This is a genomic window from Psychrobacillus glaciei, assembly GCF_008973485.1.
Lineage (GTDB): Bacteria > Bacillota > Bacilli > Bacillales_A > Planococcaceae > Psychrobacillus > Psychrobacillus glaciei.
On record NZ_CP031223.1, the window covers coordinates 1,088,667 to 1,113,358 of the forward strand.

At 36.8% G+C, this 24,692-nt stretch carries 20 protein-coding genes; 17 read left to right on the top strand and 3 right to left on the bottom strand.

Annotation, left to right across the window (positions count from 1 at the left end; translation table 11 throughout):
• Positions 1 to 10 precede the first annotated feature (10 nt).
• Positions 11 to 802 (bottom strand): SDR family oxidoreductase, encoded by a 792-nt coding sequence (locus PB01_RS04855; RefSeq protein ID WP_151699150.1) that lies wholly within the window; start codon positions 800 to 802, stop codon positions 11 to 13.
• A 157-nt stretch (positions 803 to 959) separates the two neighbouring features.
• Between PB01_RS04855 and PB01_RS04860 the strand changes: the two genes are divergently transcribed.
• From PB01_RS04860 to PB01_RS04930, 15 genes are all read left to right on the top strand, one after another.
• Entirely contained in the window at positions 960 to 2,648 is a 1,689-nt protein-coding gene (locus PB01_RS04860) for a methyl-accepting chemotaxis protein (RefSeq protein ID WP_151699151.1), read from the top strand.
• A gap of 222 nt (positions 2,649 to 2,870) precedes the next feature.
• On the top strand, positions 2,871 to 3,365 hold the full coding sequence (locus PB01_RS04865; RefSeq protein ID WP_151699152.1) for a C40 family peptidase: 495 nt from the start codon (positions 2,871 to 2,873) through the stop codon (positions 3,363 to 3,365).
• Between the two features lie 160 nt (positions 3,366 to 3,525).
• Entirely contained in the window at positions 3,526 to 3,906 is a 381-nt protein-coding gene (locus PB01_RS04870) for a PilZ domain-containing protein (RefSeq protein WP_151699153.1), read from the top strand.
• Positions 3,907 to 4,014: 108 nt separating this feature from the next.
• Positions 4,015 to 4,572, top strand: a complete 558-nt coding sequence (gene hpf / locus PB01_RS04875; RefSeq protein WP_151699154.1) for a ribosome hibernation-promoting factor, HPF/YfiA family — start codon at positions 4,015 to 4,017, stop codon at positions 4,570 to 4,572.
• 1,112 nt (positions 4,573 to 5,684) lie between these two features.
• Entirely contained in the window at positions 5,685 to 8,195 is a 2,511-nt protein-coding gene (gene secA, locus PB01_RS04880; protein WP_151699155.1) for a preprotein translocase subunit SecA, read from the top strand.
• A gap of 26 nt (positions 8,196 to 8,221) precedes the next feature.
• Positions 8,222 to 9,326, top strand: a protein-coding gene (gene prfB / locus PB01_RS04885; RefSeq protein ID WP_151699156.1) for a peptide chain release factor 2 whose coding sequence is annotated in 2 segments (ribosomal slippage) — positions 8,222 to 8,296 and positions 8,298 to 9,326 — 1,104 coding nt in all. Because the reading frame shifts where the segments join, the coding sequence is not laid out codon by codon here.
• A gap of 301 nt (positions 9,327 to 9,627) precedes the next feature.
• Positions 9,628 to 10,497: a YitT family protein gene (locus tag PB01_RS04890; RefSeq protein WP_151699157.1), complete on the top strand. Its 870-nt coding sequence runs from the start codon at positions 9,628 to 9,630 to the stop codon at positions 10,495 to 10,497.
• 50 nt (positions 10,498 to 10,547) lie between these two features.
• The gene (gene cccB / locus PB01_RS04895) at positions 10,548 to 10,892 is read left to right on the top strand and encodes a cytochrome c551 (protein WP_151699158.1); all 345 of its coding nucleotides are present in this window, start codon (positions 10,548 to 10,550) and stop codon (positions 10,890 to 10,892) included.
• A 329-nt stretch (positions 10,893 to 11,221) separates the two neighbouring features.
• Complete coding sequence (gene ftsE / locus PB01_RS04900) at positions 11,222 to 11,908, top strand: cell division ATP-binding protein FtsE (protein WP_151699159.1); 687 nt, start codon at positions 11,222 to 11,224, stop codon at positions 11,906 to 11,908.
• On the top strand, positions 11,898 to 12,785 hold the full coding sequence (gene ftsX / locus PB01_RS04905; protein WP_151699160.1) for a permease-like cell division protein FtsX: 888 nt from the start codon (positions 11,898 to 11,900) through the stop codon (positions 12,783 to 12,785). The genes ftsE and ftsX overlap by 11 nt, the downstream gene beginning before the upstream one ends.
• A 23-nt stretch (positions 12,786 to 12,808) precedes the next feature.
• Positions 12,809 to 14,116 carry a murein hydrolase activator EnvC family protein gene (locus PB01_RS04910; protein ID WP_151699161.1) on the top strand — a complete coding sequence of 436 codons (1,308 nt, stop codon included), beginning with the start codon at positions 12,809 to 12,811 and terminating at the stop codon, positions 14,114 to 14,116.
• A 463-nt stretch (positions 14,117 to 14,579) separates the two neighbouring features.
• A complete protein-coding gene (locus PB01_RS04915) occupies positions 14,580 to 15,152 on the top strand; it encodes a peroxiredoxin family protein (protein WP_225986172.1) in 573 nt (190 codons plus the stop codon).
• 68 nt (positions 15,153 to 15,220) lie between these two features.
• Positions 15,221 to 16,639 (top strand): S41 family peptidase, encoded by a 1,419-nt coding sequence (locus tag PB01_RS04920; RefSeq protein ID WP_151699162.1) that lies wholly within the window; start codon positions 15,221 to 15,223, stop codon positions 16,637 to 16,639.
• 86 nt (positions 16,640 to 16,725) lie between these two features.
• A complete protein-coding gene (locus PB01_RS04925) occupies positions 16,726 to 17,889 on the top strand; it encodes a PDZ domain-containing protein (RefSeq protein WP_225986173.1) in 1,164 nt (387 codons plus the stop codon).
• A gap of 8 nt (positions 17,890 to 17,897) precedes the next feature.
• Entirely contained in the window at positions 17,898 to 18,146 is a 249-nt protein-coding gene (locus PB01_RS04930) for a CsbA family protein (protein ID WP_151699163.1), read from the top strand.
• A gap of 59 nt (positions 18,147 to 18,205) precedes the next feature.
• Here PB01_RS04930 and PB01_RS04935 read toward each other — a convergent pair whose 3' ends face one another.
• A complete protein-coding gene (locus tag PB01_RS04935) occupies positions 18,206 to 18,514 on the bottom strand; it encodes an AzlD domain-containing protein (RefSeq protein WP_151699164.1) in 309 nt (102 codons plus the stop codon).
• A 4-nt stretch (positions 18,515 to 18,518) separates the two neighbouring features.
• Positions 18,519 to 19,226, bottom strand: a complete 708-nt coding sequence (locus PB01_RS04940; protein WP_151699165.1) for an AzlC family ABC transporter permease — start codon at positions 19,224 to 19,226, stop codon at positions 18,519 to 18,521.
• A 141-nt stretch (positions 19,227 to 19,367) separates the two neighbouring features.
• On the opposite strand from PB01_RS04940, the gene PB01_RS04945 reads away from it, so the two are divergent.
• Entirely contained in the window at positions 19,368 to 19,994 is a 627-nt protein-coding gene (locus PB01_RS04945) for a TVP38/TMEM64 family protein (protein ID WP_151699166.1), read from the top strand.
• Between the two features lie 1,202 nt (positions 19,995 to 21,196).
• Positions 21,197 to 24,691 (top strand): helicase-exonuclease AddAB subunit AddB, encoded by a 3,495-nt coding sequence (gene addB / locus PB01_RS04950; protein WP_151699167.1) that lies wholly within the window; start codon positions 21,197 to 21,199, stop codon positions 24,689 to 24,691.
• The last annotated feature ends 1 nt before the right edge of the window (position 24,692 follow it).

Genomic DNA, 24,692 nt, shown 5'->3' on the forward strand with positions numbered 1-24,692 from the left:
CTTCTCCCTCTTATAGTGCCTTCAGCATGCCGCCATCTACGACTATGTTTTGTCCAGTCATATATGTATTTGCTTCGGAACACAAAAATACAATAATATTTGCGAATTCTTCGGGTTCGCCGTATCTGCCGGCTGGTATTATTTGCTTAAATCCCTCTCTAATCTCATCAAGTGACATGTTTTTCATTTCAGCGGACATTTGGTCAAGCTCCGTGACACGATCCGTCTGAATTCGACCTGGTCCGACTGTGTTGATTAGTATATTGTTGCCTGCATATTCGCGAGAGATACTTTTCGAAAGTCCGACCATCCCTAAACGGAAGGTGTTCGACAAAATTAGACCGTCCAATACTTCTTTTGTAGAAGAGGAGGAGATATTGACAATTCGGCCGAAGTTTTGTTCTTTCATGTATGGGAGAGCTAAGCGGATTGTGCGAATATAGCTTAGTAGATTTTTTTCGAATGCCGCATTCCAATCTTCATCCGTTACCTGTGCAAAGCCTCCAGGAGTAGGGCCGCCAGCATTATTTACTAGAATGTCCACGCCGCCAAGTTTTGCGTTTGCTGTCTGAAATAATCGGTTAATGTCGTCTTCCTTTGTCACGTCACAAACTTCGAAATAGACTTCATGATTGTTACTCACTGACTTTATTTCCTCAGCAGCTTTTTTCAATTCTTCCACGTTTCGACTTGAAATGAGTATTTTTGCGCCTTCTTTTGCAAATTGCAAAGCGGTTGCTTTTCCTAGTCCTTTGCTAGATGCCAGAACGATGACTCGTTTGTTGGTAAGTCCTAAATTCATTGTCGATCTTCCTCTCGTTATGTATTAGTTTTATCCTACATTGAATTTTCAGATTTGTCTTTATTAAGATTTTGTAAAGTAAATGTTAAGACTACGGAAATATGCACTTTTATAAGAAAAAACATGCTATATTTCCACTTGGGAGGTCTTAATATCTATGAAAAAATGGTCTGGTATTCCACTACGAAAGAAGTATTCAATTGCTATTTTTAGTTCTTTTATCTTGTTTGGGATTATGACAATGCTGTTAATTATTCAGGTTATCTACAATCAAAAACTATCGGACAAATTAGAGATTTCTTCTCGCAATGTCGAAAGAGTAGATATTATGAGAGCAGAAGTAGCAAGTTTGTATATTGCTATTTCCCAATATGCTGGGGACCCATTAACAGAATTTGAAAAAGATTATGAAACTAGAAAATCGAATCTTAAGGAGTTAGTAGAGACTTCTCGTGAAAGAATTGATTATTTGGATTGGGAAACTTTCAACCAATCGTTAAATGGAATGTATACGACATTCGAAAAAAATTTAAAAGAATCTGTAGCAATGAAAGAAAATGTATCAAAGCGAAGACAATTACAAGCAATTAATAAAAAGCAAATTCAACTAACACAGATACTCGATGAGGCAAGGCAGCAAGAAACGAGCACTCGAGAGTTAATATTAGAAAAAATGAGTAAAAGTCAGCAAAATACAATTGTAGTAGTGATTGCGTCTTTCTTCATCGCTGCTTTATTGTCACTTGCTTTATTGTTCCTAACGAATAGACAAATAAAAAATCAACTAGGAGCAGTCGCATCGTCTGCGAAAGAAATTGCGACAGGAAATTTACTGATCAAACCTCTTTCTATTTCTACAGAAGATGAAATTGGAGAAGTTTCTAATGCAATGAATGATATGCAAATGAATTTAACTAGTATGGTATATACAATTAAACAAACGGCGGAAAAGTTGAATAAGGATAGTGGTAATTTAAAGGATTATTCTCAAGAAACAGTCGTAAGCACAAGTTCTGTTCAAGTTGCGATCAATGAAACAAGTCATAATATGATAGAGCAAAAAGAAGCATCTATTAAAATTAGGGCATTCCTAGAGGATTTTTCACGTACTTTTCAAGAAGTTACGGAAAAAGCGGTACAAATAAATAATCACGCAACTATTGCTGTGCAAATAGCAGATGACAGTGCTAAGGCAATGAAGACGGCCGAAATCGAAACGAAGAGATTACGGATATTATTTAAAGAGGCTGATAAAGAACGACTATTATTACAAAAGCGAACAGAAGAAATTGATCGAATGACTACCATTGTGCAAGCCATTTCCAAACAAACAAATCTACTTGCATTAAATGCTGGCATTGAAGCAGCACGTTCAGGAGTTCATGGGAATGGGTTTGCTGTTGTTGCAGAAGAGGTGAAAAGGCTTGCAGATGAAGTATCTACTACTGCTAAGACGATTCATGAAGTTTCTAATTCGATTACATTACAAGGAAATGAAATGGAAAAAGTGTTTGCGGAAGGATTAGCTACATCGAAAAATAATGCAACTACATTTCAAGTATTACATGACAAAATGGATGATATCATAACATATATCCGTGAATCTAAAAGTCAAAATGAACATATTGCGGATTCTATTGTTTCAATTGAACAAGAAAAAATTACATCCGAAAAGCTTATTTTCGCGTTGACAGAATCTATTGAAGAAAATACTGTTCATATGGAAGAAACCGTGAAGTTGCTATTGTTAAGTGTTCAAACGATTGAGTCTCTGTCACTTCTTGTAAATGATGTAAGCGAGCAAGCCACCATTTTGGAGGCTTCGACATCTCGTTTTATTATGTAACAAAGGCCCCAAAAGTCAGTTGTTTGACTTCTAGGGGCTTATTTTATTTCAAAAGCCTTGTTTCATATGGGGTTAAAGCATATTTATATAGATATAATCTATTTAATAGAAATGGATTTTGTAACACAATTGTTACACAACTGTAAAATTAAAAAGGAATATTACGTGGTAAGATGTTTTTAACGAATATTTCAGAAAACTGTAGTCCTTTGGAGGAACACTATGAGTTTAAAACTTACGACACAAAAATCCATTACTATATTATTATTTACAATTTTTTTAGTCACAGCACCATTTGCTGGATATACTGAAGCAGCGAGTACAGTAAATTCAAATGAATTAGTAGCAACTGCTAAAAATTTAATAGGTACAAAATATCGTAGTGGTGGAACAACTCCAGCTGGCTTTGATTGTTCTGGGTTTGTAAATTATGTGTTCGATGATTTAGGTATTGATCTTCCGAGAACTTCTGCTGGTTTGCATAGTACAGGCTCTAAAGTAGATAGAGATGACTTATCAACAGGAGATTTGGTTTTCTTTAATACAGCTGGAAGTGGCGTTTCACATGTTGGTATATACATAGGAGACGGAAAGTTTATTCATTCTTCTTCTTCACAAGGTGTAAAAATCGATAAATTAAGTGATCCATATTATTGGGCAAAGCACTATGTTGGAGCAAAAAGAGTAACAAACATTTCTGTAGCGTCCAATAAATAAAACATATAGGTGAAAGCTCTATCGTATAAATAACGATGGAGCTTTTTTTATTGCTTTATTCAATATAATCGTACAAATATATTGAAAGTTTAAGTAACCTTCGTCATAATGGAGGAAAGTTTTACTAGCAAAACTGTTTTTAGGGAAGGGAGGAATAGAAATGCTCTATAAACGAAACGAATATTTCAGGTATACTTTCGACGAGCCGTGTGAAGCAACTTTTCGATTAATAAAAGATGCGAGTGAGTCCTCACCGGAAGAAATCTCAAAAAAAGGAAAGTGTACAATAATTGATATAAGTCCTCATGGGATAAAAATGTATTCAGAGCTTTTTATTTCAATTGAAAAATTAAATCATGTCGAACTACAAGTTACATTAGACGAAACACCTATCTCATTAATCGGTGAATTTGTATGGTCACACCGTAAAATTTCAGGTTATGAATATGGTATAAGGTTTATGGACGATGAGAAAAGGGAAAGCTTAATTATCAACGAACTTAAAAATAGAAGAAAAAAAGAAATCGAAAGAAAGAAGTGATTTATACTACAAAATTCGACAAAAAATAAAAAATTCTTTTAATAAAGAAGGATATTTTAATGGGGATGTAGAAATATACTATAGAGTTATATTAAAGGAGGAGTTTTCATGTTAAACTTTAACATTCGTGGAGAAAATATTGAGGTGACTCCTGCAATTAGAGATCACGTTGAGGGGAAAATTGAGAAGGTATCCCGTTATTTCAACGAAGAAATCCAAGCTACAGCCAATGTAAACCTTAAAGTATATAATGACAGACAGACAAAAGTGGAAGTTACAATTCCTATGAAAAATTTAACTTTACGTGCAGAAGAACGAAATGCGGATATGTATGCAGCGGTCGATTTAATCGTTGACAAGCTAGAACGTCAAATACGCAAGTATAAAACAAAAGTAAATCGTAAATTCCGTGAACGTGAAGGTGTAGCAGCATTTTTTGCAACAGCTGACACTTCGGATGCATCGGTTGGTCATTCGGATGAAGACGAGTACAGTATTGTTCGTACAAAGCAATTTGATTTAAAACCAATGGATCAGGAAGAAGCGGTTTTACAAATGAATATGCTGGGACATAACTTCTACATCTATACAGATGCAGATTCGAACGGCACACATATCGTTTACAAACGAAAAGATGGTAAATACGGATTAATCGAAACAAACTAATTTGACTGTAGACTAACGTTTTTAGTTAACCAATATATCAAGAAACAACGCTCTCCTCCATGCAAGAGGGGAGTGTTTTTGTATTTAGGCAATTAAAGCGTTTATCTATCGTCTCAATCTTCTACAAGTATTGCCAATAAAGACTCCAGTACCTGTTTCTCTTGCGCTTACTTATTCGAGAAGAACATTGCATATATAGGAAGGGAATGGATTAGGATTTTTTCACAAGATAAAGTATATGGAGTATCGTCGTGCGAAAGCGGTGTTCATAGTATTTTAAAGAATTAAATAATACAGCGGATTTCCGTTTCAGGTGGACGCGTTCCGCGGGGTGAGCGAAGAGGAACGAAGGCTAAGAGCGCCACATCGTGTAGCCACGCCTTCGTGACTAACATTCTGTTGGCCTCCGTCTGGAGTCGCCACCTTTCACTACAATCCACTTAGTGAGTAGTTCCGAATAAGAAAGTATTTGAAATTGATATACTAGAAATCCAGTATTCACAAAGACTTGAAGTGATTTTAATGGTGTTTTACCTAAGCAGAATTTCCTATAAGTTTTACTTTTATCGTACACAGTATACATTAATCAGCAAACAAATGATTGGAATTGATGGTGACTGAAAAAATAGGTAGTATTTATTGATAAAGAAGTGCTGAGCGGACGAAATTGCATCTTCGTCCGCTTTTAAAAGAATAAGAAAGGATTTATTCTCTCATTAACCAAAACAAATGCATTATGTCTTTACATAATTCAAGAAGGCGACGGACAAACAGCCGCCACAAGATTCTCAATCCACAAAAGTTCCCGCGGTAATAGTGTAGCCAAAATTCTTTTTCCAACGAGTAACCGCAGGAGCAAATGTTTCGTCCAAAGCACTCTAGAAATAGAGAAGACAAGGTGCACTTAAAGGACGCTTGCGCATTTCTTCAAAGTAAAAAAATATCTAAAAAAGGTTGAATATGTTTCATATCAAATGAAAGTGGTCGTTGCTAATTGGCTGTTTTCCGTTATTAACGTGCTAACAACAGGAGGTACATCTAACATGTTGTTTGCACCGCTTTGTATCCAATGGTAAAATGTAGAGTAAGACTAAATGGGAAGTGAAAAATAGATGCTTGGAGTATTAAATAAAGTATTCGATTTAAATAAACGTGACTTAAAACGACTAGAAAAAGTTGCTGATAAAGTAGAATCATTTGCGAGTGAAATGAATGCCAAGTCAGATGAAGAACTACGTGCCAAAACAGATGAATTTCGTACTCGTTACGCAAATGGAGAGACATTAGATCAATTATTGCCAGAAGCATTTGCGGTTGTTCGTGAAGGTGCCAAACGTGTACTTGGTATGTATCCATTCCATGTACAAGTTATGGGATCTGCTGCACTTCATGAAGGAAATATCGCGGAGATGAAGACAGGGGAAGGTAAAACACTTACTTCTACTATGTCCGTTTATTTGAATGCAATTCCAGGGCTTGGGTCACATGTGGTAACCGTGAACGAATATTTATCCAGTCGTGATGCGACGGAAATGGGACAACTATATGAATTTTTAGGGATGTCCGTTGGCTTAAACTTGAATTCATTAACGAAAGAGGAAAAACGGGATGCTTATGCGGCGGATATTACGTATTCTACTAATAATGAATTAGGATTTGATTACCTTCGCGATAATATGGTGTTGTACAAAGAAGATAAAGTACAACGTCCACTTTACTATGCCGTTATTGATGAAGTTGACTCGATTTTAATCGATGAAGCGAGAACGCCTTTAATTATTTCAGGACAAGCGAATAACGCAGCACTTCTTTATAAACAAGCAAATGCATTCGTGCGTACACTGACAAAAGAAGTTGATTATTCGTATGAAGAGTCAACTAAAGGTGTAACACTAACCGACGCTGGTGTTGAAAAAGTGGAGAATGCATTTGGAATTGAAAACTTATTTGATTTAACACATGTTCGTCTTAACCATGCAGTCAATCAATCCTTAAAAGCACATGTATCCATGCATTTAGATGTGGATTATGTTGTGCAAGACGAAGAGGTTGTCATTGTAGATTCATTTACAGGACGTCTAATGAAAGGTCGTCGCTATAGTGATGGACTGCATCAAGCGATTGAGGCAAAAGAAGGATTAGAAATTCAAAATGAATCGATGACAATGGCGACGATTACGTTCCAAAACTTTTTCCGTATGTACGATAAGTTGTCAGGAATGACTGGTACAGCTAAAACAGAAGAAGAGGAATTCCGTAATATTTATAATATGAATGTTATTGCAATTCCAACGAACCGTCCGATTACAAGGGATGACCGTGCAGATTTAATTTATGCATCTATGAATGGGAAGTTTGAAGCGGTTGCTGCAGATATTGCTGAAAGAAATAAAATAGGGCAACCTGTTTTGATTGGTACAGTTGCCATTGAAACTTCTGAAATTATATCTAGTTTGTTAACTAAACACGGTATTAAGCATAATGTATTAAATGCGAAGAACCATGAGCATGAAGCGGAAATTATTGCTACTGCTGGGCATAAGGGTTCCGTTACGATTGCAACCAATATGGCTGGTCGTGGTACGGATATTAAGCTTGGTGAAGGTGTAATTGAAGTTGGTGGTCTTGCAGTAATCGGTACGGAACGTCATGAATCTAGACGTATTGATAATCAGTTACGTGGACGTTCAGGTCGTCAAGGAGATCCTGGGATCACACAGTTCTATCTTTCTATGGAAGATGAACTAATGCGTCGTTTTGGTTCGGACAATATGCGCAATATGATGTCAAAACTTGGAATGGATGATTCTCAACCAATTCAATCTAAAATGGTTTCTCGTGCAGTAGAATCCGCGCAAAAACGAGTCGAAGGAAATAACTTTGATTCACGTAAGCGTCTATTGCAATATGACGATGTGTTACGTCAACAGCGCGAAATTATTTATAAAGAACGTAATGAAGTACTAGAAACAGAAAATATGCGTTCTCTAGTGGAATCAATGATATTTGGTGCAATTGATCGTTTAGTAGTATCTCATACAGGCTCCGACAATAAGGCGGAGTGGAGCTTAAAAGGGATTGAAGATTATATGCATGCAAATTTATTGCCAGAAGGAATCATTACGCAGCAAAATCTAGAAGGCTTAACTTCAGAAGAGATAGAAGCAAACATTAAAGAGGAAGTAATCCGTTTTTACGATGCGAAAGAAGAAGACTTAACGAGCGAGCGTATGCGTGAATTCGAAAAGGTCGTATTACTTCGTTCAATAGACTCTAAATGGATTGATCATATTGATGCGATGGATCAGCTTCGTCAAGGGATTCATTTGCGTGCATATGGACAAAATGACCCTCTTCGTGAGTATCAAAGTGAAGGTTTTGTTATGTTTGAAGCGATGGTCGAATCCATCCAAGAAGACGTATCAAAATACGCAATGAAGGCAGAAATACGCAATAATTTAGAACGTGAAGAAGTTGCTAAAGGGCAAGCAGTGAATCCAAAAGAAGATGGTGAAACGATTAAGAAAAAGCCAGCTCGCAATGAAGCTGCAGTTGGTCGAAATGTCTTATGTCCTTGTGGTAGTGGCAAAAAGTATAAAAACTGTCACGGTGCCGTGCAGTAATCGAGAAAGTCGGAGGAACAAATAATATGGTTGAAATAGCAGTAGTACGAAATGAATTAGATCGAACAGCAGGGAAATTGGAAGACTTCAGGGGGTCTCTTTGACTTAGAAAACAAAGAAATTCGCATCCAAGAATTAGAAGAATTAATGACATTTCCAGACTTTTGGGATGATTCTCAAGGTGCTCAAAAAGTAATTAATGAGTTAAATGGATTAAAGACCATTGTCGAACAATACAATGACCTTGTTTCCACTCAGGAAAACTTAGAAATGACACTCGAGTTAATCAAAGAAGAACCAGACGAAGAATTGCAAGAAGAGCTTGGCAACGAATTAAAAGAATTCAGTAGCAAACTCGCTAACTTCGAATTGCAATTACTTTTAAGTGAAGAATATGATAAGCATAATGCGATTTTAGAATTGCATCCAGGAGCTGGTGGTACAGAATCACAAGACTGGGGTTCCATATTACTTCGTATGTATCAACGTTGGGCAGACAAACGTGGATTTAAAGTGGAGACAATCGATTATTTACCAGGTGATGAGGCTGGTATTAAATCAGTCACGCTACTTATAAAAGGACATAATGCTTATGGCTATCTAAAAGCGGAGAAGGGTGTTCATCGTCTAGTCCGTATTTCACCATTTGACTCTTCTGGCCGTCGCCATACGTCTTTCGTCTCTTGTGAAGTAATGCCAGAATTCACCGACGAAATCGAAATTGAAATTCGTACGGAAGATTTAAAAATCGACACTTACCGCGCAACAGGTGCTGGTGGTCAGCATATTAATACAACCGATTCTGCGGTGCGTATTACGCATTTACCAACGAACTCGGTTGTTACTTGTCAATCTGAACGTTCACAGATTAAAAACCGTGAACACGCAATGAAACTATTAAAATCGAAATTGTATCAATTAAAAATTGAAGAGCAAGAAGCACAACTTGCTGAAATTCGTGGTGAACAAAAAGAAATCGGATGGGGAAGTCAAATTCGATCTTACGTATTCCACCCATACTCGATGGTAAAAGATCATCGTACAAGTGAAGAAAGCGGTAATGTGCACGCTGTAGTTGACGGTGAGTTGGACCAATTTATCCACGCATATTTACGTTCAAGAATAAATTAATAGACCGAACTATAAACGAGATGCCCAGAAAGACAGGGCATCTCGTTTTATTAAAATGGAGGAATCGGTCGGATAAAGCCAACAATCGGTCGAATACGTCCGATAATCGGTCGAATATAGCTAACAATCGGTCGAATATGTTCGATAATCGGTCGAATACATCCAACCATCGGTCAAAAAATACGAATCTAATGTTCTTTATCCTTTTAATACGCCGCTTTACTGAAGTTCACAAACTTCCCTCCTGTTGTTATACTAGTTCGGGCATCAATCAGAAAATTTATTAGAAAGAGGATAAAATATGAGTACAAATCAAAGACTACACAAAGAACTTCCTCCATTACTGGAGCAAGGAAGAGACTATTTATATATCATTATCGGAGCTGCAATAATTGCGATTGGTTTTAATGTATTTTTATTGCCAAATCAAGTTGCTTCAGGTGGTGTAAGTGGAATTAGTACGATATTAAAAGGAGTTCTTGGGTGGGAACCAGGACTTGTCCAATATGCTTTTAATATCCCTTTATTTATTGCAGGTTTGTTTTTTTTAGGAGCAAAATTTGGGATTAAATCATTTGTCGGCACACTTACACTACCAGCCGTTGTTTTATTCACTTCTAGTTGGGAGCCGTGGACGACGAATCCACTATTGGGTGCTTTGTTTGGAGGTATTACGATTGGTATCGGTTTAGGTATCGTTTTCCGCGGCGGTGCATCCACGGGTGGTACAGACTTAGCAGCACAAATTATTACGAAGTATACAGGTTTTTCATTAGGCAAGAGTGTATTACTAATCGATGGATTAATTGTACTTAGTGCTGCTTTCGTTTTTGACATTGAAAAAGCCCTTTATGCATTGATTGCGTTATTTGTCACAACAAAAACAATTGATATTATCCAACTTGGATTTAGTCAATCAAAAATGATTTATATTATTACGAATAAACAAGAAGAAATAAGGAATGCTATATATAAAGAAATAGATAGAGGGGTGACGAAACTTCCAGCAATTGGTGGATACACCGATGAAGAGCGGCCGATATTAATGGTGGTTGCATACCAAACAGAATTCACAAAGTTGAAACAATTAGTCAAGACGCTTGATCCTACTGCATTTGTCATCGTATCAGATGCATACGAAGTTCTAGGCGAAGGTTTTAAAAAGTATTAATATTGGTACAATAAGAAGGTAAGGAAATTATTGTTGAAGGAGGATATAACATGAACAAGAAACTATTAGCAGTAATTTTTGGAACAGTATTAATGTTAGCTGCATGTGGTGGAGCAAAAACAGATAAAACGGCAACCAATACGACATCTGGTACACCGCCAACTGAAACTGCCTCAGTGGATCCTGAAAAAATTGTAAAAGCAAAATGTACAACTTGTCACGGAGGAAATTTACAAGGTCAAGGAGGCACCCCAAATCTAATGACTGTAGGTTCTAGACTATCTAAAGATGAAATTTTGAATGTACTTAAAAATGGTCGAGGTGGAATGCCAGGTGGACTTGTTACCGGAGATGAAGCGGAAGCAGTTGCTACATGGTTATCGAATAATAAATAACCTTTTTAGACTGATGGGATGCACTCGCATGTTTTCCTTATCCGCATGTTCCATTTTCGACTATAATAAAAAATCAGTTGCTCTTTCGTAGCAACTGATTTTTTTGTTAATTAGGAAGGGAATTAGACGTTATATGTAGAATTTAAAGATAAATAGGGAATTTGTACGTACTCAAATTATCCTATTCCCTAAAGATTAACCAAAAGAAGATGGGTGTGTCACCTCATATTACCTACCAATTGAAATGTAATTGTAACAAAAGAAGAGCGTTCTAATGTTATAATAAGCATGTCGAATTTTATCAAGTGAAATAAATAGGTGGTATAAAAATGATAGAAATGGTAAATGTTTACAAAAAATATCCGAATGGAATTGTTGCTGCGAATGGTATTGATGTAGAAATTAAACAAGGTGAATTCGTATATGTAGTTGGCCCGAGTGGTGCTGGAAAATCGACATTCATTAAAATGATGTATCGAGAAGAGCGTCCAACTTCAGGCGATATTTTTATTAACGGAATTAATTTAGCAACTTTGAAGCCTTCAAAGGTTCCATATTTAAGAAGACAAATTGGGGTTGTTTTTCAAGATTTTAAATTACTTCCTCGTTTGAATGTGTATGAGAACATTGCCTTTGCGTTGGAGGTAATTGAAGAAACTCCGAAGGTAATTCGCAAACGCGTAATGGATGTACTTGAACTTGTTGGACTCAAACATAAAGCGAGAATGTTTCCAACCGAACTTTCTGGTGGAGAACAGCAAAGAGTGTCTATTGCACGATCTATTGTAAATACACCAAAATTAGTTATTGCAGATGAGCCAACTGGAAATTTAGATCCTGATACTTCATGGGAGATTATGAATATTTTCGAAGAAATTAATTCACGAGGAACTACCATTATTATGGCAACTCATAATAGGGAAATTGTCAATACAATAAGACACCGTGTTATCGCTGTAGAGGGTGGATTAATCACTCGGGATGAATACGGAGGAGATTACGGTTATGAAAGCTAGAACAGCACAGCGACACTTCAAGGATAGTCTTAAGAGTATTAGTCGAAATGGATGGATGACCTTTGCTTCGGTAAGTGCAGTGACGGTCACGTTATTGCTTGTAGGTGTATTCGTCATGATTATGATGAATTTAAGTAAAGTTGCGGACGATCTTGAAAAAGACGTCGAAATAAAAGTCATTGTCGAATTGACAGCAGATGAAGCTTCCATTACGAAATTAAAAGATGAAATAACACACACTACTGGAGTAGCAGAAGTCAAATATTCGACAAAAGAAGATGAACTTAAAAAGTTAATATTGGATTTTGGAGATGACCTACGTTTATTTGAACAACAGAACCCTTTACATAATGTGTTTGTTGTAAAAGCTAAAAATCCCCAAGAAACAGAAGTGGTTGCGAAAAAAATTGACCGATTAGATAACACCTTCGAAGTAAAATACGGTGAAGGAAAAATAGAAAGACTGTTTTCTATCTTGAACACAAGTCGAAATGTAGGGTTAGTATTAATATTAGCTTTATTGTTCACGGCAATGTTTCTAATTTCTAATACTATTCGTATTACTATCGTGGCAAGAAGAAGAGATATTGAAATTATGAAACTTGTAGGTGCAACAAACTGGTTTATACGAATTCCATTTATTTTAGAAGGAATGTGGCTCGGTATTCTAGGAGCTATTATTCCAATCACACTGGTTTCCGTACTCTACTACAATATTTATAAGATGTTAGAGCCAAAATTAGCGCAAGGAAACCTATTCAAATTGCTCGATTATTCTCCTTTTATTTATCAAGTAGATGCTTTGATATTATTAATGGGCGTATTAATAGGAGTTTGGGGTAGTTTCATGTCAGTTAGGAAATTTTTACGAGTTTAAGAAGATGAGAGGGGCAATACGTTTTGAGAAAACAGTCTAAATGGAAGCTACGTATATTAATCGTAGCTACATCTGGAGCACTTTTATTCACAGGACCAAGTGCACTAGCTAATTCTTTAAATGATTTAAAAAATGAAAAGAAGCAATTAGAACAAAAAAAAGATTCGATTCACTCGAATATTAAAGAAACAGAAAGTAAAATAGATCAAAATGGGTCGAAAATTGACCAAATCATGGCACAAATTAAAGCGTTAGATACTGAAATAATAGAGACAGAGAAAAAAGTCTCTACCGTTTTGAATGAAATCAAATTAACAACGAATGATATTGAAAAATTACATGCGTCAATTGCCGAATTGGAACGTAAAATTGAAGAACGTGATGAACTTTTAAAAGAGCGTATTCGTGCAGTTCAAGTAAGTGGTGGATCAGTAAGCTATTTAGATGTATTACTTGGAGCAAATAGTTTCATCGATTTTATTGACCGTTTTTCAGCTGTTAGTACTTTAATGGAAGCGGATCGAACTATTCTAAAAGAACAAGCAGATGATAAAAAACAATTAGAAGAACAAAAAGTAAGCCTAGAGAAAAAGCTAAATGAACAAGAAGAAAGAAAAAATAAATTAAGCAACTTAAAAGCTTCTTTAGATAAGCAAAAAGATTCAAAAGGAAACCTTATCGATCAATTAGAGGTTGAACAAGCCAAGTTACATACTCAGAAGCAAGACTTGGAAACTGAATACGATGATATTTTAGAATTAAGTGAAGATGTTCAAAATAAAATTGTAGCGGAGCAAAAACGTATAGCAGAAGTTGCTAGAAAAGCAGCCGAAGAAAAAAAACGTAAAGCAGAAGAAGAAAGAAAACGCCAGCAAGCTGCAAGTGGTTCTTCCGTAGCAGTTCCAGACGTTTCTCCAGGTTCATGGACGAGACCTGCAAGTGGTCGACTAACCTCTGGGTATGGAGGAAGAATACATCCGATCTATGGCTCAGAAAAAGTTCATTATGGTATTGATATTGCAAATAGTATCGGTACTCCTGTAGTTTCTACTGCCGATGGAGTTGTTTCCTATGCATCTCCGCTTAGCACATATGGAAATGCAATTATGGTAACTCACTCGATTGATGGTCAAATTTATACTTCTTTGTATGCGCATTTAAGTAGCATAAAGGTAACGGTTGGACAAGTTGTTTCGAAAGGGCAAATTATTGGTGCAATTGGGACAACTGGTAACTCAACCGGACCTCATGTACATTTCGAAATTCATATCGGGACATGGGAAGGTATGGCGAAAAACTCTGTTAATCCTCTGAGATATATATCATTATAAAGAACAGCTAATACCTTTTCAGACTGTAGTCAAACTCGATAAAAGTTGAGTTTGTCTACAGTCTTTTTTCAAATAAATTGAAATTTAATTATTGGATAGCCTAATGCTAATATAGTTGCAGGATCTTTTTGCATCTTCTCTATATATAGAGAAATGGTTGCTTTGGTTTCACATTTGGTTGCTCTCACAGTGAGGCTAGTTGCTCTCAGTGGAGAAATGGTTGCTATCACTTTACTAATGGTCGCTCTTCACCATTATTTCCCTTTACCAGTACTTCATTTACATGAACAAAACTCTTCTCAGAAAAGATAGCACATTTATTCAGCTGAATAAATGATTTTTCGGGATTCATAAAGTTAAAACAACATATTAGTATTCTCCTTGGGGTTAAGCATATAATAGGAGCGGTGGAATAATCTTAAACTCTTTTAGCGGTTGCAAACTAATTGGAGGGGGAAAAGCTGTGAAGAAAAAAATAATCGGTTTAGTAGCCATTGCATGCTTAGTTGCTATTATGACCATTACATTTGTAAAAAATAATGTCGATAAGACAGAAGCATTATCCAATGACCAACTAGGAACTGATTTAGCTACAAATCCAGCAAATGAAGGCTTAGGCAAAGGAGATAGTGCCCCAAACTTTAAACTTACTACGCTAGAAGGAAAAGAAGTATCCTTAGCAGATTATAAAGGAAAAAAAATCGTCTTAAACTTTTGGGCAACTTGGTGTCCTCCTTGTAAAGAGGAAATGCCTTTTATGCAAAATTATTACGAAGATATGGCAGTGAAAGAAAATGTAGAAATTTTAGCGATTAATTTGGATTCGGGGATAGATAAAGTAAAAGCATTTCAACAAGATTATGCATTAAGTTTTCCTATTCTTTTCGATGAAGAAGGAAAAGTAGGGAAAACTTATCAAGTGATTACTATTCCCACTACATATATAATCGATGCAAATGGAACGATACAAAATAAAATAGTTGGCCCGATGGATGAACAAATGCTGACAGATTTAGTTAAAAGTCTAGATGAATAGCCGATTTTTGTGCGAGTATTAAACTCCAATCTTTTCACATATATTAGTGGAAAAGTAGGAGGTATAGCTTGCGCAAAAGTCGGATTTTTTTATATGTTTTTTTGTTTATTATTTTGCTTGGCGTAGTTTATTTTTGGATGGGAAAATCTTCAACGAAACAACATGAGGCTATTAGTAATAATCAAGTAATTGATGAGGCGTTTCAATTGATTAAACAAGAAGCGGTATTTTCAAAAAATGATAAGCAAATCGTAGAAGGTGCAATTCGTGGGATGGCACAGGCTCTAGAAGATCCACATAGTACGTATTTAACGGAAGAAGAAGCAACCGCACATGATGCATCTCTTGCTGAAGAACGTGTTGGAATCGGAGCAGAAATAGCAATTTCAGATGGAAAATTTATCGTAGTTGCGCCACTGAAAGATTCTCCTGCATCTAAAGCAGGTTTGAAACCACAAGATGAAATTGTTCGAGTAAATGGCGAGAGACTCAACGGTAAAACTTTGTCAGATCTGGTAAAAATGTTAAGTGGAGAAAAAGGAACGAGTCTCAAAATGACCGTTTATCGTTCAAGTGAGGAACGGCATGTGGAATTACATATGAAACGGGAAACGATTGCCATGCATTCAGTTTCGAGTGAAGTATATGAAGTGGATGGATATTCGATTGGAATTGTTGCCATTTCGATATTTGGAGAAAAAACTGGTGAGGAATGGAAAACACAAACAAAAGCATTAGTGGATAGAGGAATAGATGGACTTCTTATAGATGTAAGAGGAAATCCAGGAGGTTATTTGTTTAGCGTGTCTACCATTGTTAGTACGTTACTTGAAAATGGGAAGACGTTTGCTTATATGCAAGATCCAAATGGGGTGCTTGAGATGCTAAACACGGAAAGTAAGGAAAAGCCTTATTTGAATAAAATTCCTGCCGTATTATTGCAAAATGGGAACAGTGCTTCTGCTAGTGAAGTTTTAGCTGGAGCATTAAAAGATAATAAACGTGCGATGATCGTTGGAGAAACAAGCTATGGTAAAGGTACTGTACAAGAAACACATCCTCTTTCAAATGGGGGGAAACTAAAAATTTCCACGCATAAATGGCTTACACCAAAGCAGGAATGGATTCATCACAAAGGAATTCAAGCAGACTTGAAAGTAGAGCCAAATGAATTGTACACGATGGATGTTAAATATCCACATGGAGAATTTAGAGTGGGAGATTATGGAGAAGAAATAAAGTACGCTCAAAATATACTAGCTGCTTTAGGATATAATATTGTTCGAAGAGATGGTTATTTTGATGAAGATACGATGAAGGCAGTAGAAAAATACCGTGAAGAAAGTAAATTAGAATCTAATAAAGAAATAGATGATGTATTCTTCCAATCACTTTCTAAAAAGATAAGTGACTATAAAGATCGAAAAGAAAACGATAAGCAATTACAGATGGGAATAAGTTATTTAATTCATGGCTTGAAAAAATAAGATTATTCTAAAATCCTATACGCAAAGTCCCTCCCTTTTGTTACAATAATAGAATGGATAGTCTGTAAGAGAGGGGGGTGCGTATAGTGGAGGATATTTTGATAGATTTGGCTAAAGGAATAGGAGTATTTTTTCTACATCCTGCAGTATATATTACGCTTCTTTTCTCTATATTAATTGGTTATTTTCGTGTGAAGAGAGAAAGAAAACATTTCCGCACTAGAATATTATGGGGTTGGACAGAGTTCAAGCATTTACTCGATGGGTATGTCTGGGCAATAATCCTTTCTGTTCTTAGTGTAGCAATAGGTCTTGTCGTTCCATCTTCTTGGTTATTTAGTTATAGTGCGTGGATGATTTTATTTATATTACTATTTGTGTACCAACTTGGTTCTGCCATTTATGCGATGGCACTGGGAGCTATTACATTGTATGTGATGAATAGGTACGATTGGTCTTTTCATATTTCTTCATGGAATTTTACTGGATTTAATATTATGCAAGAAGCAGTTGTTCCAATAGCAATTTTAGCTGGCTTGTTATTAATTGTGGAAGGTATTCTTATACAAAAGAACGGAGCAGCAAATGCCTCTCCGAAACTAGTGAAAACAGCAAGAGGTAGCGAAGCAATTGAATATGTAACGAAACGATTGTGGTTATTACCTGTTTTACTAGTTATACCTGGAGAAGTCATTTCTACCTATCTCCCATATTGGCCGCAATTTAGATTGGGAGAATCAACATTTTCACTGATTTTGTTTCCATTTGTCATTGGATTCCAGCAAAAAAGCAGAAGAGCATTGGCAGTGGAGTTTTTCCCTCGCTATGGAAAACAAGTTTGGCAATTAGGGATAATAATCCTAGTTATAGCGGCAGTAGGGTATATTATGCCGCTAATTAGTGGGGTTGCTTTAATCATCGGGGTTATTGCTAGATTATTACTTTCATATATTGCCTATAAAAAAGAAACGACCGGAACTTTTGCTGTTTCTGCGCAGTCTAAAGGTGTGATGATTGCAGGTGTTTTAGAAGATTCACCAGCAGAGAAAATGGGACTTCTCATCGGTGAATGTATTGTTAAAGTAAACGGGCACAAAGTGACGAACGAAAACGAACTTTATGAAGCCGTTCAAATTAATGCAGCACACTGCCGCTTAGAAATAGTTGATGTAAGCGGAGAACTACGCTTGCGGCAACATATATTATTCAAACATGACCATTATCGACTAGGCTTACTATTAGTTAGGTAGGAGGAATTATGGAATCATTATCGGTATCTACACAAATAATATTAGCCATTTTTTCTCCAGCACTCCTTGTCCTATTATTTACACGAATTACATTTAATCATTATGTTGCATTAATCTTGACTGTTGCACTATTCGCAACCTCGGTCTATGCTGGCTACACGCATAAATGGTGGATCTACATGATAGATGCCGCATCTTTAACAATTGGGTTTTCGTACGTCACCCATATGAAAAAGAAAAAAATGTCCGCCTCTTAAAATAAGAGAGCGGATTTTTTTACAGCTAGAACCTATGTATCTGCAATACTCAGAAACGCTTAAAACAATAGACTATAAACTGCTAAAACACCAATTGTTCCTAGCACAACGACCATTACATTTGTAGAAATAATGGCTAGAGTGAATGCGACAACTGCTCCAATAACTCCAAATAATAAATTCCCTTGTTGCACATATAAAATAGCTGGGAAAATTAACGCCCCTAGGACTGCAAATGGAATATTACTCAATACACCAGAAATAACAGGGGGTAATTTTTTACCTTCCAAAAAAGTGAGTGGGAAAACCCTAGGGATATATGTAACTAGCGCCATTCCAAATATCGTCCACCAATACCAAGCACCCATTCGTTTAAGCTCCTTCCGGCAAGCCTAGGCTTCTTCTTGCATAAATAATTTCGACAACTATAGATGATGCAAGCGTAGCGACTAATATAGCCCAGCCTGTTGATAATAAACCTGTCCAATAAAAAAATCCATTTATACTGGCAGCAAATAGCGCCAGTAGCACTACTTTTCGATTACCGCGCATAGAAGGGACTAGTAACCCAACGAACATCGCATATAAAGCAATCGACATGGCAGCTTGTAAAAAGGCGGGTAGGTTAGCACCGATGATATGTCCGATAGCAGTGAATAAAACCCAACTACTGTAACCAATTAAGGCAACACCAAACGCAAAGGAAGTGCGAACTTTATCCTCTTTTTGCGTTGCTAGTACGGAAAAAGATTCGTCTGTTATCCCAAAAGCATAAATCCCTTTAACCCATCTTTTTTCGCTATGCATCTTTTCATTCAGCGCAGCCGTCATTAAGAAGTGACGAATATTAAGGACAAAAGTATTTAAAACGATTAAAATAGGATCCACGCCATTTGCGATTAGTGTTAACGACATATATTGGGATGCGCCAGCAAAAACAAAAATACTCATTGCGGTTGCTTCCACAATGGAAAGCCCAGTCGTTTTAGCTAATAAACCAAATGTTAATGCAACAGGGAAATAGCCTATTGCAATACTAATCCCTGCACGTAAACCTTTTACAAATGAATTATTATTCATAATAAGCTTTAAACCCCTTTTTAAATTCGAATGAACAAATTATACTATATATCTAAAGTTTTATACATGCGAAAATTGGGAATAATATAAATATACATATTAAGGAACGATTAATTATTTATAACATAGAGGAGAGTCATCATGCCTAGCTGGTTTTCATTTGAAACATTGACTAATTTGACACAAGATTACCGAGCACTTGGACCGTTGATCGGCCTTCTTCTACCTTTCTTAGAAGCTTTTTTACCTTTTTTGCCATTAGTCGTTTTTATTATAGCGAATGTCAATGCATACGGAATTCTATTGGGATTTTTATTGTCTTGGATAGGGTCTGCAGCGGGTGCTTACATGGTATTTTTAGTAATTCGTAAATACGGACGAGCAAGAGCTCTAGGTTTTATTACGAGGCATGAAAGAATTCAAAAGTTAATATTATGGGTAGAGAGAAATGGTTTTGGTCCATTATTTTTACTCATTTGCTTTCCTTTTACTCCATCCGCTCTTATTAACATAGTTGCTGGATTGTCTAATATAAAAAAGAAAACGTACTTATGGACAGTCACATTAGGTAAATTAATCATGATCTTAGTTGTAAGTTTCATCGGCTCAGACATAAAAGCGCTCGTAACCCAGCCGATCAGAACGATAATAGTAGCCCTAATTATCGTTATTCTTTGGTTTGTAGGAAAGAGTGTGGAAAAAAGAATAAATAATAAAGTAGAAGCAGACTTTATCTCTATTCACGGGGAAAGTCGAACAAAAAGGTGACATTAGTGGAGTTTTTTTAGAGATATAAAGGTACCCAAGTGTTGATTAACCAAGGGTATCGCTCTACATTTTTCCGGTAATCGTCTTCTAGTCGCATTGCCTTTAGGAACGCAGAGTTTATAAAGTGCGCATTAGTTGGTTTTCGCTTTGATTTCCGCTTCAGTCGGACGCTTTCCGCCGGCATGGCTTCAGCCGCTTCCCTCGCTTACGCTCAGTCCAGGGTCTTCAGCACATGCTCCTGCCGCTTCGCTTTCGTCGCAAAATATATTTGCTATTCCGGCTGGAGTCGCCGCCTTACGCTACAATCAACGTGGGTTGCCGGCTATTTAGTGAGTGCCGTCACGTGTATTTATGAGCACTCAGGATTCGTTACCACAGGATAGGCGCTGTCGCTCAAAAGATGCATGCTTATTTTTCGCTAATTACAAGATAGAAGCCGATAATCGCAAAGTAAAGTATGCTAATGGCAAGATCATATACCTAAATCGCAAGATAGCTACCATTATGGGAAAATATATTGATAGTGTACCTTAATAGGTGTCATCTTACGCCAAATAAAATTTATAAATAAAGACGTTTGTCTTATAATAAAGCTTTAACTTGGCATGAAATTATTAGTATTGGGTACAAACAATTAATATATTACGCAAATGTCCAAGAACGTTGCGAGTATCACGTCCTATATTGCGCATATGCCTCTTAATGTTGCAAAAAAAGTATCCAATGTTGCTCATAATTTATCGGACAATTGTATCAGGTTTTATTGAATAGTTAGCAAGGCCCTATGGGATTGTAGCGAAAGGGCGGCGACTCCAGCCGGATGAGTGAGACAGATGAGCAATCGCAGGCGAACGCGTAGCGTCGGCGATGGCTCATCGCTCACCCAGCGGAAAGCGTCCGCCCTGCAGCGAAAATCCTAGCGGTCACTTAATAGGTCTCTTTGGTACGCACTATATAAACAATGCGTTCTTTGCCCACTTTAATAATGGCGATGCTAGTTTATATAGGTGCTGCATAGATAAAGCTAAGGGGTAATTTACTGGTCACTTTTGGCAAATCAACAGAACTGAGTATATATTTTACTCCGTTGCTAGTACGACACACTAAATTTAAATTTCGAATAATTTCCAACTCTCCTGGATGTTTTGTACAATAGAGAGAAGGAATTATTCGTTTTTTATTTTAAGAAAGTAGGTGCGAAATTGTCATTAAGAATTGTAAGTGGACGATCGGGAACAGGTAAAACAAAGTTTATGCAACAGGAAATAATTGATACTTTACAGGCGGCACCTATTGGAGATCCGTTATTTTATATTGTACCTGACCAAATGTCATTTTCTAGTGAGTATACACTTGCAGCAGATTCAGGACTTGCGGGTTTAATACGGGCCCAAGTAACGACATTTAAACGGTTAGCTTGGCGAGTATTGCAGGAAACAGGAGGCATTGCCAAAGAGGAAATTAGCGGGTTTGGATATCGAATGCTAATCCGAAGCTTGCTAGAAGATAATAAAGATCAATTCAAATTATTTAAAAGAGCAGCATCAAAACGAGGATTCACCGATCAAATTGAAGTACTTTTGAAGGAATTTAACCGATACTGTTTAGATTATGAAACGATGTCCCATATACTAAATTATTTAGAAAATGTACAAGCTCCAAAAACATTAATGGATAAATCGTCTGATTTAGTCATGATGCTCGATTTGATGGAGCAAAAGTTGGGAACGAGCTATATAGACGGAGAAGGGTATTTAACATTACTCGCACAAAAAATTAAAGACTCCTCGCTGCTCGAAACGACGGAAATTTATATAGATGGATTTACTTCTTTTACAACGAGAGAGTTGGAAATAATTCAAGCATTAATGAAAAAGGTAAAACGTATTACGATAGCACTTCCAATGGAATCGCTTGCAGATGCATTAGATGAGCAGTCCTTATTTTATCAACCTGCAACTACATGTAATAGACTCCTAGATATTGCAAGTGTGGAAAAAGTGGATGTAGAAGCGACCGTGCATCAAACAAATCAAAAACGTTTTGTTTCGAAAGAATTAGCCCATATCGAAGTAGACTTCGATAAGCTTCCACCTCAAGAAATTCTAACAGAAGGTAATCTTCAACTAACAGAAGCAGCAAATCGACGTGCGGAAGTTCATGCAGTAGCACGGAATATGCGGGCGCTTATGCAACAAAAGGATGTTCGATATAAAGAAATGGCGATTTTACATCGTGAAGCGGAAGCTTACGAAGGACTAATCGAAACTATTTTTGCGCAATACGATATTCCTGTGTTTATTAGCCAGAAAAAAACGATGTTACATCATCCACTAATCGAATTAAGTCGTTCTGTATTGGAAATCATTCGCACGGATTGGAAGTATGAGCCGATGTTCCGGGCAATTAAAACGGATCTGTTTTTCCCATTAAATGCTCCCAAGAGGGCCTGGAGAGAAAGGGCGGATCGATTAGAAAATTTTGTTCTGTCTTTCGGCATATACGGAGACAGATGGTTCGATGACCGGTGCTGGATATATAAAAAATATCGTGGCCTTGAATTTTATTCGAAAGTTCAAACGGATGAAGAGTTAAGTATTCAAGCGGATATTCATACAGTTAGAGATTTAGTAGTGAATCCCTTAAAAACGCTGGCAGAAAAGCTAGAAGGAAGTAAGACGGGAATTGAAATTGCTACAGCCTTATTTACATTTATGGACACATTGCAAGTTTACGATAAGTTGCAAGTCTTAAAGGAAACAGAAGAGGAAGAAGGGCAATTATTACTTGCAACTGAACATGAGCAAGCATGGAATGAATGGATCAATGTACTAGATCAATTCGTTTTAATGTTTGGGGAAAAAGATATGACACTCGAAGAAGCTTCGAAAATTTTAGAAGAAGGATATGACCAGTTAACCTTTTCTCGAATTCCACCGACAGTCGATCAAGTAGTTGTCGCAAATTTAGATATCGCAAGAATTTCGGATATAAAGGCTGTTTTTGTTCTTGGGGTAAATGACGGTGTATATCCAAAAAGAATGGATCATGAAGGGCTACTCTCGGACACAGAACGCGAATGGTTCGCTCAAATTGGTTTTGAGTTAGCTCCGACCTCCAAAATGCGTTTACTGGATGAAAACTATTTAGTATATAAAGCATTCACTGCTGCATCCGAATATTTATATGTGTCTTATCCGATTGCAGATAGTGAAGGGAAAGCAATGCTTCCTTCGATGTATATAAAAAAACTTCAGCAAATGGTAGGAAATGTCCAAGTCAATATTGCAGTAATGGATCCGAGCGATTCCACAGAGACTGTTTTTGATTTATCTACCATTAGTCACCCCAGAACTACATTACCTTATGTCGTTATGCAACTTAGGGAAGCGTTGGAGACAGGGGAACTTTCGGAAGTTTGGCAATCCATATATCGCTATTATATGGATGATCCTTATTGGTCAAAATTATTGAATAGGATTGTAAAGCCACTTATTCATGGCAATAAAACCGAAAGACTTACGCAGAATATGACATCTGCTCTTTACGGTGAAACGATGATCTCTAGTGTATCACGCGTAGAAAAATATTATAGTTGTCCCTTTGCTCATTTTGCCGCCTACGGATTAAAGTTAGAGGAACGTGCAGAATATCGTTTGGAAGCACCTGCAATGGGTGATTTATTTCATGCTGCATTAAAATGGATTTCGGATGAAACCAATCGATTAAATTTAATCTGGGGCGAGCTTTCGAGAGCACAGTGTATGCAACTTGCAAAACAAGCAGTCGATCATATTGTGCCAATCTTTGTCCACCAGTTATTGTTAAGTACGAATCGCTATCGTTATATCCAACGAAAACTAGAACAAATTGTCGCTTCTACACTCATTGCATTAAGTAAGCATTCTAATGTCTCCGGGTTCGTTCCTATTGCAGTGGAAGCAGGATTTGGTCCTGGGGAAGCTTTACCCGCTTTAGAAATTGGCCTTAAGCATCACAGAAAAATGCAGTTGCGTGGAAGAATTGACCGAGTAGACGCGGCAAATGTGAACGGGAATATGTACGTACGAATCGTGGATTATAAATCTTCTAAAAAAGGCATTGATTTGAACGAAGTGTATCACGGTTTATCCCTGCAAATGTTAACATATTTAGATATCGCGATAGAAAATGCGCCAATTTGGTTACAGGAAGAAGCACAGCCTGCAGGTGTTTTATATGTACATTTGCATAATCCTTTTATTCAATCGAAAAAAGAAATGGCAGAAGCAGAGTTAGAAGATGCTATTTATAAATCGTATAAAATGAATGGCTTGTTACTAGATGAACCAGAAGTCATTATGGAAATGGATGAACAAATAGAAGGATTTTCAAAAGTAATACCAGTACGAATGAATAAAGATGGAAAACTATCAAAGGCGTCATCGAAAGTGGTGGACCAAGGAGATATGAAACTGCTCCAATCATTCGTACGAAAAAAACATGAACAGGCAGGAAATGGGATGAATGCAGGTGACACTCGTGTTTATCCGTATCGTTTAAAAGATAAGATGCCTTGTACGTATTGTTCGTATCGAAGTGTATGTCAGTTTGATCCACAAGATCCGAACCAATCAATACGTCAATTAAAAGCAGAACAACCAGAAATAGTGACGGAAAAAATACGAGGGGAGATGGGTACAAGTGAACATTCCTAAT

Coding starts and splice junctions, on each gene's coding strand:
- PB01_RS04855 (WP_151699150.1), bottom strand. CDS start 802: ATGAATTTAGGACTTACCAACAAACGAGTCATCGTTCTGGCATCTAGC.
- PB01_RS04860 (WP_151699151.1), top strand. CDS start 960: ATGAAAAAATGGTCTGGTATTCCACTACGAAAGAAGTATTCAATTGCT.
- PB01_RS04865 (WP_151699152.1), top strand. CDS start 2,871: ATGAGTTTAAAACTTACGACACAAAAATCCATTACTATATTATTATTT.
- PB01_RS04870 (WP_151699153.1), top strand. CDS start 3,526: ATGCTCTATAAACGAAACGAATATTTCAGGTATACTTTCGACGAGCCG.
- hpf (WP_151699154.1), top strand. CDS start 4,015: ATGTTAAACTTTAACATTCGTGGAGAAAATATTGAGGTGACTCCTGCA.
- secA (WP_151699155.1), top strand. CDS start 5,685: ATGCTTGGAGTATTAAATAAAGTATTCGATTTAAATAAACGTGACTTA.
- PB01_RS04890 (WP_151699157.1), top strand. CDS start 9,628: ATGAGTACAAATCAAAGACTACACAAAGAACTTCCTCCATTACTGGAG.
- cccB (WP_151699158.1), top strand. CDS start 10,548: ATGAACAAGAAACTATTAGCAGTAATTTTTGGAACAGTATTAATGTTA.
- ftsE (WP_151699159.1), top strand. CDS start 11,222: ATGATAGAAATGGTAAATGTTTACAAAAAATATCCGAATGGAATTGTT.
- ftsX (WP_151699160.1), top strand. CDS start 11,898: ATGAAAGCTAGAACAGCACAGCGACACTTCAAGGATAGTCTTAAGAGT.
- PB01_RS04930 (WP_151699163.1), top strand. CDS start 17,898: ATGGAATCATTATCGGTATCTACACAAATAATATTAGCCATTTTTTCT.
- PB01_RS04935 (WP_151699164.1), bottom strand. CDS start 18,514: ATGGGTGCTTGGTATTGGTGGACGATATTTGGAATGGCGCTAGTTACA.
- PB01_RS04940 (WP_151699165.1), bottom strand. CDS start 19,226: ATGAATAATAATTCATTTGTAAAAGGTTTACGTGCAGGGATTAGTATT.
- PB01_RS04945 (WP_151699166.1), top strand. CDS start 19,368: ATGCCTAGCTGGTTTTCATTTGAAACATTGACTAATTTGACACAAGAT.